General features: G+C 70.1%; 14 protein-coding genes. 5 read left to right on the top strand and 9 right to left on the bottom strand.

Annotated features, from left to right (window positions below; genetic code table 11):
• Positions 1 to 1109: PQQ-dependent sugar dehydrogenase (locus ON31_RS20350; protein WP_081592603.1), on the bottom strand; the 1109-nt coding region annotated here is incomplete at its 3' end.
• A 509-nt stretch (positions 1110 to 1618) separates the two neighbouring features.
• On the opposite strand from ON31_RS20350, the gene ON31_RS20345 reads away from it, so the two are divergent.
• On the top strand, positions 1619 to 3610 hold the full coding sequence (locus ON31_RS20345) for a peptidoglycan DD-metalloendopeptidase family protein (protein WP_255222183.1): 1992 nt from the start codon (positions 1619 to 1621) through the stop codon (positions 3608 to 3610).
• Positions 3611 to 3614: 4 nt separating this feature from the next.
• On the opposite strand, the gene ON31_RS20340 is transcribed toward ON31_RS20345, so the two are convergent.
• The gene (locus ON31_RS20340) at positions 3615 to 4268 is read right to left on the bottom strand and encodes a class I SAM-dependent methyltransferase (protein WP_051037524.1); all 654 of its coding nucleotides are present in this window, start codon (positions 4266 to 4268) and stop codon (positions 3615 to 3617) included.
• A gap of 80 nt (positions 4269 to 4348) precedes the next feature.
• Between ON31_RS20340 and ON31_RS20335 the strand changes: the two genes are divergently transcribed.
• From ON31_RS20335 to ON31_RS20320, 4 genes are all read left to right on the top strand, one after another.
• Positions 4349 to 5464 (top strand): alcohol dehydrogenase catalytic domain-containing protein, encoded by a 1116-nt coding sequence (locus ON31_RS20335; RefSeq protein WP_039815888.1) that lies wholly within the window; start codon positions 4349 to 4351, stop codon positions 5462 to 5464.
• Between the two features lie 166 nt (positions 5465 to 5630).
• The gene (locus tag ON31_RS20330; protein WP_255222182.1) at positions 5631 to 6542 is read left to right on the top strand and encodes an NAD(P)-dependent oxidoreductase; all 912 of its coding nucleotides are present in this window, start codon (positions 5631 to 5633) and stop codon (positions 6540 to 6542) included.
• A gap of 145 nt (positions 6543 to 6687) precedes the next feature.
• Positions 6688 to 7428 (top strand): 4-hydroxy-tetrahydrodipicolinate reductase, encoded by a 741-nt coding sequence (dapB, locus tag ON31_RS20325; RefSeq protein WP_172544834.1) that lies wholly within the window; start codon positions 6688 to 6690, stop codon positions 7426 to 7428.
• A 205-nt stretch (positions 7429 to 7633) separates the two neighbouring features.
• A complete protein-coding gene (locus ON31_RS20320) occupies positions 7634 to 8116 on the top strand; it encodes a membrane protein (protein ID WP_039815883.1) in 483 nt (160 codons plus the stop codon).
• A gap of 46 nt (positions 8117 to 8162) precedes the next feature.
• Here ON31_RS20320 and puuE read toward each other — a convergent pair whose 3' ends face one another.
• The 7 genes from puuE to ON31_RS38075 all read right to left on the bottom strand — a co-directional run bounded on the left by puuE (position 8163) and on the right by ON31_RS38075 (position 15025).
• Complete coding sequence (gene puuE / locus ON31_RS20315; RefSeq protein ID WP_029928138.1) at positions 8163 to 9047, bottom strand: allantoinase PuuE; 885 nt, start codon at positions 9045 to 9047, stop codon at positions 8163 to 8165.
• 29 nt (positions 9048 to 9076) lie between these two features.
• Positions 9077 to 10108 (bottom strand): allantoicase, encoded by a 1032-nt coding sequence (gene alc / locus ON31_RS20310; protein ID WP_039815882.1) that lies wholly within the window; start codon positions 10106 to 10108, stop codon positions 9077 to 9079.
• Entirely contained in the window at positions 10105 to 11319 is a 1215-nt protein-coding gene (locus ON31_RS20305; RefSeq protein ID WP_039815874.1) for a DUF6986 family protein, read from the bottom strand. Before ON31_RS20305 ends, alc begins: the two co-directional genes overlap by 4 nt.
• Complete coding sequence (locus tag ON31_RS20300; RefSeq protein WP_039815872.1) at positions 11316 to 12062, bottom strand: aspartate/glutamate racemase family protein; 747 nt, start codon at positions 12060 to 12062, stop codon at positions 11316 to 11318. The genes ON31_RS20305 and ON31_RS20300 overlap by 4 nt, the downstream gene beginning before the upstream one ends.
• Before the next feature lie 5 nt (positions 12063 to 12067).
• On the bottom strand, positions 12068 to 13567 hold the full coding sequence (locus ON31_RS20295) for an NCS1 family nucleobase:cation symporter-1 (RefSeq protein WP_039815871.1): 1500 nt from the start codon (positions 13565 to 13567) through the stop codon (positions 12068 to 12070).
• A 91-nt stretch (positions 13568 to 13658) separates the two neighbouring features.
• Complete coding sequence (locus ON31_RS20290) at positions 13659 to 14396, bottom strand: GntR family transcriptional regulator (protein ID WP_039815869.1); 738 nt, start codon at positions 14394 to 14396, stop codon at positions 13659 to 13661.
• A 107-nt stretch (positions 14397 to 14503) separates the two neighbouring features.
• Positions 14504 to 15025 (bottom strand): hypothetical protein, encoded by a 522-nt coding sequence (locus tag ON31_RS38075; protein WP_039815867.1) that lies wholly within the window; start codon positions 15023 to 15025, stop codon positions 14504 to 14506.
• Positions 15026 to 15463: the final 438 nt, after the last annotated feature.

Genomic DNA, 15463 nt, shown 5'->3' with positions numbered 1-15463 from the left:
GGGGTGCCGAGCGCGCCGTCGCGCAGCGGCACCGTCCACAGCCGCTCGCCGCGCAGCGCGGCCACGTAGAGGATGTCGCCGGCGATGGCGACACCCGAGGGCGACGCCTCCGAGGTGTCCCAGGTGACCAGCGGATCGACGAATCGGTCACCGCCGCCGACCCCCTCCACCTCCGGCCAGCCGTAATTGCGGCCCGGTTCGATCAGGTTGATCTCGTCGGCGCGGTTGCGGCCGAACTCGGCGGCGAACAGGCGGCCCGCGGAATCCCACGCCAGCCCCTGCACATTGCGGTGGCCCAGGCTGTAGACGGGGGAGCCCGGCGTGGGATTGCCGGGTGCGGGGTCGCCATCGGGTGTGAGGCGCAGGATCTTTCCGTTCGGACTGCTCGGATCCTGCGACAGCGCCGGGCGACTCGCGTCGCCGGTACCGACGTAGAGCATGCCGTCCGGACCGAAGGCGATCCGGCCACCGTCGTGGATGGACGCCGCCGCGATGCCGGAGAAGATCACCGTAGGTGGTTCGCCGAGCCGGAAGCGCACGATGCGGTTCTCGTCGGCCGCGGTGAAATAGGCGTACACGTAACGGTCTTCGGCATAGTTCGGGGAGACGGCGAGGCCGAGCAGCCCACCCTCCCCGGCCGCCGCCACCTCCGGCACCGCGTACACCGGCTCCGCCGCCGTGCCCGGCACCACCCGCAGTATCCGACCGGTATCGCGTTCGGCGACCAGCGCGCTCCCGTCGGGGAGGAAGGCCAGCCCCCAGGGCGCGTCCAGCCCGTGCACCAGATCCTGCCCCGCGTCCAGATCCGGCACTCCCGAGGAACTGCTGGGCGCGAGCGACGTGGCGACGACCCGCGAATCACCGGAGCGGTCCGCACCGTCCCCGCAGGCAGTGACCGCGCCCAGCGCGAGGAGACCCGCCGCGATCACGCGCAGCGGCACCGAAGTCCCTGTCCGCCAACGTGACCGGCCGAAGCCCCAGCGCTGTTCGCCGTAGCTCCGCTGCTGCTCGCTGGAGCTGTGGTGCTGTTCGCCGTAGCCCCGGCGCCGGTCGCCGGAGCGGGGTGCCGCAGTCGCGGACACGGTGCCGAACGGGGGGATTCCGCGCATACCCTCCATCCTGCGCCGTCCAGGTCGTTTTGGGCGGAGATCGAGCTGTCGCCGCCCCGAGCCACCGGTCAGCATCGTGCTCCGTGCACGCTCTGACCCGCCCGCCGCGACCCCGCGCAGCTGGCCGTGGCGGCACCGGGGGCCGCGTCGCCGACTGGCGCGTCCGCACATCCCGCGTCGCCACACCGGCGCATTCGCGCACCCCGTGTCGCTGTGCGGCCGTCTGCGTTCGGGTGGGCCGCAACCGTCGCCATGCACGATCGACGGCATCCGACGTACCCGGGCCGTCGCGCCGGACCGCGCGGTGAACACTCGCGGGAGATACCGCCGTCCCCGCTCCGGGCATGGCAGAATGACCTCGCGATCTGTGCCGATCACGCCCGACCCGTTCGCGCCGAAGGAGCATGACCGATGCCTCGCTCAGTGCAGTCCACCGCATCGGCGGTCGGCGCACCTGTTCCGTCGGTCGTGGTCGGTCCGCTCGCCGCACCGGCCGGGAGCGCTCTCGCGTGACGGGCTCTCGCCTGGCGATGATCGCGGGCGGCACGGTGCTGGCCCTGGTCACCCTGCTGCTGGTGATCGTCCTGCCCGCCAGCGACGACGCCTGCGCCCCCGGTATGCCCGCCATCGCCACCACGACACGCGCTGCAACGGAACCGAATTGCCCCGCCACCGGTGCACCGGCCGAGGTCGGCCTGCAGGAGGGAGCGCTGCGCGCGCTGCGCTGCGTGGTGGCCCGGTTCGGCATGATGGATATGCGCGGACGCATGGACGACAGCGCCTATCCCGATCATGCGAGCGGACGCGCGGTGGAATTCATCGTGGGCGCCGATGGCATCGGTCAGGCCAAGGGTGACGCCATCGTCGCCTTCCTCCAGGAGAACGCCGCGAACTTCGGTGTGGAGTACGTGATCTGGAAGCAGCGCAGCTGGACCCCCGACACCGCGGCGGGCGTGCGCTGGACACCGCTCGCCGATCGCGGCAGCGACGAGCTCAACCACATGGACCGGGTGCAGGTCACCGTGAAGGAACAGGCGACCACCCCGGCCCTCGACGATCCGACCGTGTCGCTGGCGGCCATGCCCGGCCCGGTCAACGAGGCGGGCGGCCTGCGCCCCAACAACTCTCGCAGCTTCCCGCTCGCGGCGAACTCCTACACCGTGTCCGACGTCTACGGGTCGCGTGGCGGCGGTCACCATGGCGTCGACCTGGCCGCCCCCTCCGGCACTCCCATCTTCGCCGCGGCCGACGGCCGGGTGGTGGCCGCGGGACCGGCCTCCGGTTTCGGCGGCTGGGTGGTGATCGACCACCTCGACGCGAAGGGGAACCGCTACTCCACCGTCTACGGACATATGTACCTGCCGCAGATCTATGTGAAGGTCGGCGATGTCGTGCGCGCCGGACAGCACATCGCCGATGTCGGCAATGCCGGTGAATCCACCGGACCGCACCTGCATTTCGAACTCGTCCCCGGCGGCCGCATGACCGGTGGGCGGGCGGTGGACCCGATGCCGTGGCTGTCGGGCGGCGCCATGCCGTCGCTCGAGGATCTGGTCTCGGTGTTCTGCGACAACGGTTTCGGCAGCCCGGGCGGTAACCTCGCCAGCGGCAAGGTGCCGCCGGAGCTCGAGATCTGGTACCGGCGCGCCGGCTCGCTGTGCCCACAGATCAGCGCCTCGCTGCTGGCCGCGCAGGGCCAGGCCGAATCCGGCTTCCGGCGCGGTGCCGTATCTCCTGCGGGCGCACAGGGTTTGGCACAGTTCATGCCCGGCACCGCGGTCTCGGCCGCACCGGACGGCCAGCCCTATGTCATCGACGCCGACGGTAACGGGGTGGCCAGTGTGTGGGACGACGGCGACGCCATCATCGGTCAGGGCCGCTACATGTGCGCGCTGGCGGACAAGGTGCAGGGCTGGATCGACCAGGGCACGGTGGCCGGTGACGTCACGGCGCTGACGCTGGCCGCCTACAACGCCGGTGAGGGAGCCGTGCTGGCCTCGGGCGGCATGCCCAACCAGTACGCCGCGCACTACACCGAGACCCGCCCCTACGTGGCGCGAATCCTGGCCGCGGAGGCCGGATTCCGCAGTATGGGCAGTGCCGGACGCTTCGTCCCCGATCCGGGCGCGGATCTCGGGCCGCAGCTCGTGGAGGCCGCGCACGACTGGGTCGGCACCCCCTACGTCTTCGGCGGCGGCGGACCGCAGGGGCCGTCCGCCGGTGGGTTCGACGAGGCGGGCTTCACCGCCGCGGCCGTCTCCGCCGCCAGCGGCGGCAGCATCACCCTGCCGACCACGGTCGAACAGCAGTGGGAGGTGGGCACGGAGGTGCCCGCGAGTAGGGTCGCGCCCGGTGACCTGGTCTTCAGTGACTTCCGTGCCCGCGGACCGGTGACGGTCGGCATCTACACCGGCGGCGGTGCCATGGTGTACGCGCAGCCCGACGGCACGGTGCGGGAGGTGCCGGTGCCCGGCGATATGCGAGCGCGCCGGATCGGGTGACCGATCAGCGGCGGCGGGCCACCGTGATCACATCGGGAATCAGGAAGTCCGGCAGCGGCGGCCGGTGCACCTTGCGCTGATCGGTCACCTCGAAACCGGCCCGCTCCAGCAGTTCTCGCGTCTCCTGCGGAGAGGGCGCGTGCGCCGGGAACTTCGGGCTGCGGGTGAGCCGCTGTAGGGGGCGGCTGGCCGGGGCGGACGGATGCACGGTGGCGATGGCCACCAGACCGCCGGGCGCGAGCACCCGGTGGAATTCGCGCAGCGCCGCCGGATGGTCGAAGAAATGGAAGGCACTGGTGGTGACCACCGCGTCGAGTTCGCCGTCGGCCAGCGGCAACCGCTCGGCCGGGCCGCGTACCCAGCGCACCGCGGTGGAACGCCGCCCCGCCCGGGCGAGCATGCCCGCCGAGGCGTCCACCCCGTACACCACCTCGGGGTGCAGTTCGCGCTCGATGCGATCGGTGAGAATGCCGGTGCCGCAGCCGATATCGGCGATGCGGCGGCATCCGGCGGCGCGCAGTTCGGCCACCACCTGATCCTGCGGCGGCCGGTACACGAGGCGTTGCAGCGTCGCGCTGTCGTAGGCGCGGGCGACCTGCCCGAAGAAATCGGTCACCACATGGTTGAGCGCCCGGCTGGACGTCTGGACTCTGCTCATGGTCGCCTCCTGGTGTCTGGGACAATAGAAGCAGGCTTCGGGTCGTTCCGGAAGGGGGAAAATTGGGTACCGTCTGGCCCATGAGGATTCGTGGTGCAGTACTGGAGCGGATCGGCGCGGAGCCGCCCTACGAGCGGTCCCAGCCGATAACCGTGAGCGAACTCGACCTGGCCGAGCCCGGCGCGGGCGAATTGCTGGTCCGGATCGAGGCCGCCGGACTGTGCCATTCCGACCTGTCGGTGGTGGACGGCAACCGGGTGCGGCCGGTGCCCATGCTGCTCGGCCACGAGGCGGCCGGGCGGATCGAAGCGGTCGGGCCGGGGGAGAGCACGCTGCGCGTCGGCCAGCGGGTGGTCATGACCTTCCTGCCGCGCTGCGGGGAGTGCGCCGGCTGCGCCACCGAGGGGCGCACACCGTGCTTGCCGGGCAGCCTCGCCAACAATGCGGGCGAACTGCTCGCGGGTGGGCGGCGGCTGCTGCGCGACGGCGATGAGGTGCACCACCATCTCGGAGTGTCCGGCTTCGCCACCCATGCCGTGGTCGACAGCCGTTCGGTGGTGCCGGTCGACGACGACGTACCCGCCGACGTGGCGGCGGTGCTGGGCTGCGCCGTGCTGACCGGCGGTGGGGCGCTGCTGAATTCGGCGAAGCCGGGACCGGCCGACCGCATCATGGTGGTCGGGCTCGGCGGGGTCGGCATGGCGGCCGTGCTGGTGGCCGCCGCGCTGCGGGAGGGCACCGGCCGCGATGTCATCGCCGTCGACACCGTGCCCGAGAAACTGAAGCTGGCCACGGAATTCGGTGCGACGGCCGCCTACACCCCCGCCGAGGTCGCCGCTGAGAGCATCCAGGCCGAGATCGTGATCGAAGCTGCGGGCAATGTCCGCGCCTTCGAAACCGCCGTCGCCGCAACGGCTCCCGGTGGCACCGCGGTGACCGTCGGCCTGCCCGCACCGGACGCGACCGCCACCATCTCCCCGCTCGGACTGGTCGCCCAGGGCCGCTCCATCGTCGGCAGCTACCTGGGCTCCGCCGTGCCGTCCCGAGACATCCCCGAGTATGTGCGCATGTGGCGAGAGGGCAGCCTCCCGGTGGAACGCCTCATCTCCGCGCGCATCCGCCTCGAGGACGTCAATCAGGGCATGGACGAACTGGCCTCCGGCCACGCCCTGCGCCAGATCATCGTCTTCGACTGACGCCCGTCCGGTGGCGCCACCGTGATCCTGGTCACGGGGGCGACTCCCTCGTGTGCGTGACCAGTTCACCTACCGAATGGTGCGTATCCGGATGGGAAAGTGCGTACTGGTGGCAGCACTCCGCCGATTCGAGACTGACTGCACCCGGGTGGCTCCGATCGCCCGGATGAGTTCTTCTCGAAAGGCGGTAGCCATGGCCGATTCGCACACCCCCGTCACCGTTGTCGGGCTCGGCTCCCTGGGCAGTGCGCTCGCCCGCGCCTTCCTGACGGCCGGGCACCCGACCACGGTGTGGAACCGTGATCCGGAGCGAGCCGCAGTGCTGGTCGAGGACGGGGCGACGCACCGACCAGCGCTGGCGGACGCGGTGGCCGCCAGTCCGCTCATTGTCTCCGTCATAACCACCTTCGCGGCCACCCGAGCGGCGCTGGCCCCGGTGGCCGCGGCGCTGCGGGGACGGACACTCGTCACGCTCAACAGCGGAACGCCCACCGCCGCACGGGAACTCGCCGAGTGGGCGGGCGAACACGGTATCGGCTACCTGGGCGGGGCGGTCAAGAACGTGCCCGCCGCGGTGGGGAAGGCCGACACGCTGCTGTACTTCGGCGGTGACCGCGCGATCTACGACGAGCACGCCGACACCCTGCGTGCCCTCGGCGGTGATCTCGTGCACCTGGGGTCGGAGCCCGATCTGGCCGCACTCTACGAATCGGCCGTCGGTGCCACGCTGCTGCCCACCCTGCTCGGCTTCTTCGAAGGCGCGGCCTTGCTCCAGGCGCGCGGGCTGAGCGCGGCCGGTATGGTGCCGTACTCGGCGAAGTGGCTCCGGATGATCGAATCGCTGCTGCCGGTGCTCGCCGGGGAGATCGACGACCGCGACTACACCCGACTCGGATCGTCGGTCGGCCTGTTCCATGCCGCCATCGACGATGAGCGGGAGTTCGCTGATATGGGTGTCGACATCTCCTGGCACGAACCCGTGAACGATCTCCTTCGGCGTGCGGTCGAGCAGGGGTACCGCGACCAGAGTGTCACGGCCATCATCGAACTGCTGCGCACGCCGGGTACCGACGTCTAGCGAATCCGCTGCCGTGGGCAATTTCACCCTCGGTGCGAGAGGCACGTCCCACCCCCACCGGGGGTCCGGCGGTGCTCGGTGGGCGCAGTAGGCTCACTGGCGACTGCCGAACGACGGGTGAGGAGAACAGGTGACCACGAACCGGATCCGGGTGGGTGTGCTCGGGGCGCAGGGCAAGGTCGGGCAGGCGATCTGCGCGGCGGTCGAGGCGGCCGATGATCTGGAGCTGGTCGCGCAGGTGGACAAGGGGGACGCGCTGGACGCGTTCGCCGAGTCCGGGACGCAGGTCGTGGTCGACTTCACCCACCCAGACGTGGTGATGCCGAATCTGCGGTGGCTGGTCGAGCACGGGATCCACGCCGTGGTCGGCACCACCGGCTTCGATGCCGCGCGACTCGACGAGGTGCGCGGGTGGCTGGCGCAGAACCCGGAGGTGGGCGTGCTCATCGCGCCGAACTTCGCCATCGGCGCGGTGCTGTCCATGCGGTTCGCCGAGCAGGCGGCGCGGTTCTTCGACTCCGTCGAGGTCATCGAACTGCACCACCCCGACAAGGCCGACGCGCCGTCGGGCACCGCCTACCGCACGGCCGGGCTGATCGCCGCCGCACGCGAGAAGGCCGGGGTCGGACGCAGCCCCGACGCCACCACCACCGAACTCGAGGGCGCGCGCGGCGCGGATGTGGACGGGGTGCGGGTGCACTCGGTCCGCCTCGCCGGACTGGTCGCCCACCAGGAGGTGCTGTTCGGCACCCAGGGCGAGACCCTCACCATCCGCCACGACTCCATCGACCGCAGCTCGTTCGCACCGGGCGTACTGCTGGGCGTCCGCAAGACCCCGCACCGCCCCGGCCTGACCGTCGGCATCGATCCGCTGCTGGACCTGTGAGCGAGCGGGCCGATGACGCAGCGGGCATCGCGTACGACGGTGCCGAGCGTCGGCCAGGTGCGGGCGTGAGCGAGCGAGCCGGTGACACCGGGCGCCGCCTGCGCGGCGGTGTCGAGGGTCGTGCGGCAGTGAGCGTGTGTGCGAGTGAGCGGATGACACAGGGCGCAGCGTGCGCTGCGCTGTCGAGCGTCAGCGAGGTGCGGCGGTGAGCGATACCGGCGGCAATCGGTCGCCGCGCATCATCGGGCTGATCGCCTTCCTGGTGGTGGCGCTGGGCTTCTACTTCTTCCTGCTCGGCCGGATCGCGTTCAGCCTGCTCGGATCCGGTGACCTGGCGGCCATCGGCATCGGCATCGGCGTATTGATCCTGCCGATCGTCGGCGTCTGGATCGTCTACAGCTCCGTCCGCGCCGCCCTCGACCACCAGCGCCTGGCTCGGCGCATGGCCGAGGACGGCCAGGAACTGGACGTCTCCGAGCTGCCCCGCCGCCCCTCCGGCCGCATCCAGCGCGCCGCCGCCGACCAACTGTTCGCCCAGGTCAAATCCGAATGGGAGGCCGACCCGGACAACTGGCGCACCTGCTACCGCGTGGCCCGCGCCTACGACTACGCGGGCGACCGCTCCCGCGCCCGCGAAACCATGCGCCGCGCCGTGGAACTGGAGAAACTGGAGCGCGGCGACGGCTGAGTGCCGACCGGCGGCGGTGTATGCCCGAGCGCCGTTCCCCCACCGCTCAGCGCGGCGGATGCACCGTGCGCCAGTGCTCGGCGATATCGATCCGCCGCGCCAGCCACACCTTCTCGTGCGACTGCACGTAGTCCAGGAACCGCTCCAGCGCCGCCGCCCGCGCGGGCCGCCCCGCCAGTCGGCAGTGCAGTCCGACGGACAGCATCTTCGGTGCCCCCGCCATTCCCTCGGCGTACAGCACGTCGAACGCGTCCCGCAGGTAGGCGTAGAACTCGTCCCCGTTGGCGAATCCGGCCGCCGACGAGAAGCGCATGTCATTGGCTTCCAACGTGTACGGCAGCACCAGCTGATCGGTGTCGCCGACCTTCACCCAGTACGGCAGGTCGTCGGCGTAGGAGTCGGAGTCGTAGACGAATCCGCCGTGCTCGACGACCAGTTCCCGGGTGTGCGGCGAATCGCGCCCGGTGTACCAGCCGCGCGGCGGTTCACCGAACAGGCGGGTGATGATCTCCACCGCCTCCGCCATATGCTTGCGCTCGGTCTCGCGGTCGACCGTCTGGTAGGAGATCCAGCGCAGGCCGTGGCAGGCGATCTCGTACCCGTTGCGCTGGAACGCCGCCACCGCCTCGGGATTGCGTTCCAGTGCCCGGGCCACCCCGAAGATGGTGAGCGGGATATCGCGCCGTTCGAAGGCGCGTAGCACGCGCCAGAGTCCGGCGCGGGAGCCGTACTCGTAGAGCGACTCCATGCTCAGGTGCCGGTCCGGGAACGACTGCGCCGGAACGATATCGGAGAGGAACGTCTCCGACCCCTCGTCGCCGTCCAGGACGCAGTTCTCGCCGCCCTCCTCGTAGTTGAGCACGAACTGCACCGCGATATTCGCCTCGCCCGGCCACTGCGGATGCGGCGGGTTGGGGCCGTAGCCGACCATGTCGCGCGGGTAGGTGGTGTCGAATTCGGTCACGACAGCTCCTCGTATTCGGCCCGCAGTCGTGCGCGGGCATCCTCGGTCAGGGTGCCCACCAGCCGCAGCCGGGCCAGGCCGCCGTCGGGGTAGGCATCCAGGCGCACCTCGGTCACCGCCGCATCGGAGTCGATGGCGAAGCGGTGCCGGGTGTCGGGGCGCAGCACCGTGCGCGGCAGCAGCTCGACCTCGCCGCCGTCGGCGCGAATTCCGGTGAGGGAGGCCGCGCCCGGGCTGTTGAACAGGAAGTAGGAGGTGTCGATCTCGGCCATGGTGAGCACACCCTCACCGGCCAGCCGCACCCGCACCCAGTCGTTGCCGCGGTCGCGGCGGCGCGCGGTCTCCCAGCCGTCACCCATGACCCGCGCCCGGCCGGGCATCAGAATGTTCTGTGGATGCGAGTAGAAGCGGTTGGAGCAGTCGGCCACCAGCCCGCCGTTCTCCAGCGCCGCCAGGTCGAACTGACCCGAATCCAGCAGCCGCAGATCGGGTTTCGCCTCACCGTGCACGCGCAGCCGGGCCACGCCGCCGTCGGGGAACATGCGCAGCCGCACATGCGTCCAGCGCTTGCGCGAATCGACGGAGAACGGGTTGCGGCTGTCCCCCTCGACCTTCGCCCGCTGTACCAGGGTGATCCAGTCGTCCCTGGCGATCAGCTCCTCGGTGGACGGATACCCTTCCACCGCAATGGCCTCCATAGTCACCTCGGGCGGGTAGTTGCCCTTGAACCACGCGGTGTCGACCACCACGCCGTGGATCACGCCGGGCACGCCGAGGCGCACGATGGCGGTATCGCAGTCGTCGGTGTCCGGATGCGCGCCCAGCTCGCCGCGGCGGCGGCGGGTCTCCCAGCCGTCGTACACCTGGCCCTTGTGGCCGAAGGTGGCGGGGGAGTAGGTGGACTCCTCCGGGCGGATGAGGTTCTCCTTCTCCGCGAAGGATTCGTCATTGGCCCACACCACCGCACCGCCGAGGGTGCGCAGGGCCAGATCCGGGAGCAGCGTGAAATCGGGGGTCGTGCCGGTCATAGGGTCGGCATCTTCCTTTCTCGCAGTTGGTGCAGTACGTCGACGGTGGCGCGGGGGACCAGCGCGGTGACCTCGGCGGGGGTGAACGCGCCGCAGTCCAGTCCGCGCAGCACCACGGTGGCCAGCGCCTGCGCGGTGGCGGGTTCGTCCACCACGGCCCCGCCCTGGCGGTCCAGATAGCGGCCGATGCGCGGTGCGGCGACGCCCAGCGCGGTGCGGTAGAACGCGAAGGTGGCCAGCCAGCGGGTGACCAGATGACCCGCGCCCATATCCCAGCCCTGGTAGTAGCCGCGCTCCAGGGACCGGGTGACGAGCCGGAAGTGCCGTGCGATCGCCTCGCGCACTTCGTCGTCGGTGCCCAGCGGCAGCACCTGGGTGGAGCCGTCGCACACCCAGACCCCGGTCTGCGCGGCGGCGGCCTGCATGACCGCCTTGGCGTGATCGGCCACCGGATGCTCCAGCGACTGGAACTGCGGCGAGATACCGCAGGCGGCGCTGTAATCGTAGGTGCCGTAATGCAATCCGGTGCAGCGCCCATCAGTACGGTGGATCGCGCGGGCCACCGTGGCGGTGCCGTCGGCGGCGATCACCGCCTGCGGGCTCTCGATCTGGAGCTCGAACTTCAGTGCGCCCGAGGGCAGTCCGTGCGCGGATTCGATGGCATCGCAGAGCAGGACGGCGGTGTCCACCTGGTCGGCGTCGCGAATCTTGGGAATGGTGAACACGAAACCCGACGGCACGCCGCCCGCCCCGTCGAGCACCCGCTCCAGGGTGCGCACGGCCCGCGCCCACTCCAGGGTGGTCAGACCCTTGATCCGAATGCCGCGCGAGTACACCTGCGCGGGCAGCTCCCGCAGGATCTCCCCGGCGCGCGACGCGTCCCGATCCTCGATCTCGTCGCCGCGGGTGCCGTAGCCGTCCTCGAAATCCAGGCGCAGATCCTGAATCGGCCGCTCCCGCAGCCGGTCCAGCACCAGTTCCACCACGTCGTGCCCGGCCAGTCCGGTCAGCAGTTCGCGATGCTTCTCACCCAGTTCGATGGCCGCCGCACCCCAGCGGTGCGGCAGATCGACCGTGGCGTCGGCGGCACCGATGTAGGCGGTATGGATCGGCTGCCCGGGGCGCTCGCCCGGGTAGTGCCGAGCCAACCGCGCATCGACCGCCTCGAGTCGGGATTCGATCCCAGCCAGCACATCCGGTGGCAGGGTCACAGGCGCTTGTCCTTTCCGTCGGTTCCGAATTCGGCGAGCAGGCCGATATAGCGTTTGGGCAGCGGGGCCGCGAACTCGCCGCGGCCGGATTTGCGCAACCCCATGGTGACCAGCGACTGCACGGTCAGCGTCGCCGCGCCGACCCCGTCCACCACCGGTACGCCCACCTCCTCGGTGAGGTACTCGCACAGATCCGCCATCCCGGCGCAGCCGAGCACGATGGCATCGGACCCGTCGGCGTGCACCGCCTCCCGGCAGGCGTCGGCGATCACGGTGCGCGCCTTGGGATCCTCGAGTTCCAGCACCGGGATCTCGCAGGCGTGCACGCCGAGGCAGAACCGCTGCATCCCATAGCGTTCCGCCAGATCATGGGCCCGCCCCGCGGTGCGGGCCAGCGTGGTGACCACGCTGAACCCGCGCCCGAGATGGCTGGCCGCGTACATGGCCGCCTCGGCGATGCCGATCACCGGTCCGCGCGCGAACTCCCGCGCCGCGTCCAGTCCCGGGTCGCCGAAGCAGGCCAGCACATACCCGTCCACACCCACCTGTTCCCCGCGCGCGATCTCGGCCAGCACGCCGGGCACGGCCAACGCCTCGTCGTAATGCGATTCGATGGAGGCCGGGCCCATGCTCGGCGTGATCCCCTCCACCACGGTGCCGGGCGCGACCACCGCGCGGGCGGCCTGCTCGATCACCGCCGTCATGGCGGCCGTCGTATTGGGGTTGATCACACGAATACGCATATCCCTCACCGAGTTTCGGGCGCGGGTAGCCGCAGCGGCCCGCGCGTGGCCAGCAAATAGTAGGAGACGAGCCCGAGTGCGCAGCCGATGAACCAGCTGTACTGGGCGGCGGTGTACATACCCGTGATATCACCGGAGGTGAGCACGGGGAATACGGCCACCGTCGCGCCGATCGCGGTGGCCAGCACGGCGGCCGGGTTGTATCCCTTGCGGTACCAGTAGGTTCCGGTCTTCGCCATGGTGAACAGGTCGTCGACGATCACCCGCTGCTTGCGCACCAGGTAGTAGTCGGCGATGAGCACGCCGAACAGCGGGCCGATGAACGCGCACAGGGTCTCCAGCGTGTAGTGGATGACCTCCGGGTTGTTGTACAGGTTCCACGGCGTGATGAGCACCGAGCCGACGGCCGCGATCATGCCGCCCGCCCGCCAGCTGATGCGCTGCGGATCGACATTGGAGAAGTCGAAGGCGGGGGAGATGAAGTTGGCGACGATATTGATGCCGATGGTGGCGATGCTGAAGGTGAGCGCGCCCAGCACGATCGCGAAGGTGTTGTCGATGCGGGCCACGGTCGCGACCGGGTCGGTGATCAGTTCGCCGTACACCGGCAGCGTCAACCCGGCGGTGATCACCACGAGCAGTGAGAACACCAGGAAGTTCAGCGGCAGGCCCAGCAGGTTGCCGCGCTTGACCGCGGCGAAGCTGCGGCCGTAGCGCGAGAAGTCGCCGAAGTTGAGCATCGGGCCGGAGAAGTACGACACCACCAGCGCGATCGCGCCCAGCATGACCGGCACCGCCTCCCAGCCGGACAGCGTGACCGCGCCCAGGTTCAGGTCGATGGCGCTCCACCCGGCCTTCCAGATGAGGTAACCGCACAGCACGAACATGACCACGTAGACGGCCGGACCGCAGAAGTCGATGAACTTGCGGATGGACTCCATACCACGCCAGAACACCGCCGCCTGCAAGACCCACAGCAGCAGGAAGCTGCCCCAGCCCAGGGCGGACAGGCCCACGAACCCGTAGTCCTCGACCACCGCGTACGGGGCGAGCCCCGGGAACAGTTTGATCAGCACCACGTCCAGGGCCGCCGAGGCCAGGAAGGTCTGGATGCCGTACCAGGCCACCGCGATCAGACCGCGGATGATGGCCGGGATGTTCGCGCCGAGCACACCGAAGGCGCTACGACAGATCACCGGGTAGGGCACGCCGGTGATCTGGCTGGGCTTGGCGACCAGATTGCACAGCCCGTACACGATGGTGATGCCGACGACCAGCGCCACCAGCACCTGCCAGCTGTGCAGACCGAGGGCGAACAGGCTGCCCGCGGTGACGTACCCGCCGACGCTGTGCACGTCCGACATCCAGAACGCGAAGATGTTGTAAGTGCCCCAGGTCTGGTTTTTCAGCGGGGCGAGATCCTCGTTGGTGAGCCGGGGATCGTATGCCGGCGCGGTGGTCGCCGGGGCCGCCTCGGTCCCCGGCGACACAACAGTGTCGGTCATGGTCGCACATCCGATCGTGAAGTCCCGCTCACGGCGGGAAAAGGCATTTGCGCGACGCTATCGAGCGGGTATTGCCCGGGTGTTGCGAAAACTATATATCTTTTACGGCGTCCGAATCGGTGGCCAGCAAGCCGCTGGTCGTCGGCAGCTGATCCAGCACCCCGGTTATATGTGCATGGTGCTGCGCGGTTGCCGCCAGCAATGCCTCGGCATCACGCGCCACGAAGGCATCCAGCTGCCGCCGGTGATCGGCGTGCAGCACCACCCGATCGGCGGTGGTCACATGCACCATGGGCTGCACCGGCTCGGTGATGTTCCAGGCGTACTCCAACATGTGTACCAGGCGCGGCATCCCCGACGGCCGCACCAGCGCGAGGTGGAATTCCCTGGTCTCGCGGTGGTAGGCGACGGCGTTCTCGGTGAGCACCGCCCGCTCCATGCGATCGTGCGACTCCCGCGCCGCCCGGTGGTCCGCGGCGGTGGTGCGCGGAACCGCCGCCAGCAGCGCCGTGGACTCCAGGCGTTCGCGCACCAGGTACAGCTCCCGCAACTCCGCGGCGGTCAACTGGGTGACGCGATACCCGAGGTTCGGCTTGTGCTCGATGAGCCCCTCACCGATCAGGGTTTGCAGTGATTCCCGCACCGGAATCGCACTGGTTCCGAACTCGCGCGCCAGCTCGCCGAGCGGCATCCCGGTGCCGGGCGGCAGGTTTCCCTCCAGGATCAGCCGGCGCAACTCGTTCAGCACCTCGTGCTGCGCGTAGCCGCGCCGCGCGTCCTGCGGCGGGGTGAGCTGCGGCAATCGGGGTAGGCGGGGACGAGGTGGCACCCCGCTACGGTAGCCGTCGGTGCGGCCGTGCCCGCCGTCGGTCGCGTCACCCGAGCCGACCGGGCGGTTGGGCAGCCGCGCGAGGGCGGGCGTGCTCGCGGATCGTGTCAGCGGGTTGTCGTCGCGGTGAGGTCGTCGAGCAGGATCATGACCTCGCCCTGCTGCTTCACCACGTGCATGAGCCGCACCCGCAGACCCACCAGGCTGGCGTCCGTCATCGGCTGCGGAACCTCGAGCTCCACATGCTGCCATTCGCCACCGGCGGGCACATTGCCGAACTGCGCCTGCGCGCTGCCCTGCTCGGATTCCAGCCGGGCGTGCACGCGAATGGCGGCGTGCGGGGAACGCACCCACAACCGCAGGGCGGTGAGCTCGCCCGCGATGGTGAACGGCCGACCGGCCTTGGCGACCAGGTCCACCTCGAAGTCGTCGGCCGCCCGGCGGATCAACAGCACCAGCGCCCGGTAGTCGCGTCCGGCCGCACCGTCGGCGAAGGAGGCCAACTCCTTGTTGGGCGCTCCCTCCGCGAAGGTGGTCAGATGCGTCCGCTCCGCGCCCGCACCGTCGAGTTCCCAGTTGCCCTTGTCCTCGAAGTCGTCCAGGAGCACCTCGACCGATGCTTCCGACATCCTCGCCGTCCCTTCGTTATTCGTGCCCGGTGGACCGCTGCGGCCCGCCGAGAACCCTATCGGTCCGCGCCATCGCCCGCGCACTGATTCCGTCCTCGACCACGGACGGTCATCACCCGTTCACGTCCGGGTCCGATGAATACCGGTGACGCGCGCCGTCGCCGATCTCCTGCTCGCCGCCGGCCGCATCGAGCCCCGCACGCTGTCCCCGGCATAGACAGCGGGAGCCCGAAAGTCTCGGCGTCCGAACCGAATTCTCGCAGTTCCGGGTTGATGTCGTGCGGGTCACTCGTCATGGCGAGGACAGTCAGGCGAGTTGCAGTGCCAGCGCGGCCACCGCGAGCGCCAGATAGGGCAGCGGGTAGCCGACGTCCGACCACGCGCGGGCGCGCACTACGGTCGCGAGTGCCAGTACGAAGTACACCGTCGAACCGGCGG

This window comes from Nocardia otitidiscaviarum NBRC 14405 (assembly GCF_000308635.1).
Classification (GTDB): Bacteria; Actinomycetota; Actinomycetes; order Mycobacteriales; family Mycobacteriaceae; genus Nocardia; species Nocardia otitidiscaviarum.
The sequence above is the reverse complement of the archived record's forward strand: the minus strand, read 5'-3'. Positions and strand labels throughout refer to the sequence as shown.